Annotated in this window: 1 protein-coding gene; it reads left to right on the top strand. The window is 42.2% G+C overall.

Annotated elements, in window-relative coordinates; genetic code table 11:
- Positions 1 to 63: 63 nt before the first annotated feature.
- A partial coding sequence (locus DAE25_RS22925) for a TonB-dependent receptor plug domain-containing protein (RefSeq protein WP_159083941.1) occupies positions 64 to 540 on the top strand: 477 nt, incomplete at its 3' end.

Here is a 540-nt window from a genome sequence, read left to right as displayed (position 1 = left end):
AATAAATTGAAATGACAATTGTTTTTATTTAAACTTAAGACCTTTTTTAAAAGGAGACTCATAATGCATAAAAAAACAATATTTAAATTAAGCTTAATTAGTTTAGCCGTCGCCGGCTATGCGGAAGCTAATCAAGCTACACTTGATACGGTGAAGGTTCAAGCTCAACCTACGGTGAATCATACTAGAAATATCAGTAACCTGCGCGAATTACTGGCTAATCGTACGGACATTAACGTCGGTGGAGGTAGCGTGTCCGCACAATACATTTCGATTCGCGGATCAGGACAAGATCGTATCGGTATGATTGTCGATAATACTTCGACAAATACTCAACAGTGGTATCACCAAGGTCGTTTCCAACTGGATCCGTCTATGGTGAAATCGATTAAAATCGATAAGGGCGCCGGTTCCGCCAGTGCCGGTATCGGTATAACGGACGGTGTAATCCGTGCGGAAACGGTATCGGCAAAAGATTTATTGAAAGACGGCAGATCATTCGGTGCGCGTATCGGTTCCGAATATAACAGTAATCGCGGC

Origin of the sequence: Nocardioides terrigena, assembly GCF_003047265.1 — a bacterium.
GTDB classification, from domain to species: domain Bacteria; phylum Actinomycetota; class Actinomycetes; order Propionibacteriales; family Nocardioidaceae; genus Nocardioides; species Nocardioides terrigena.
The sequence above is the reverse complement of the archived record's forward strand: the minus strand, read 5'-3'. Positions and strand labels throughout refer to the sequence as shown.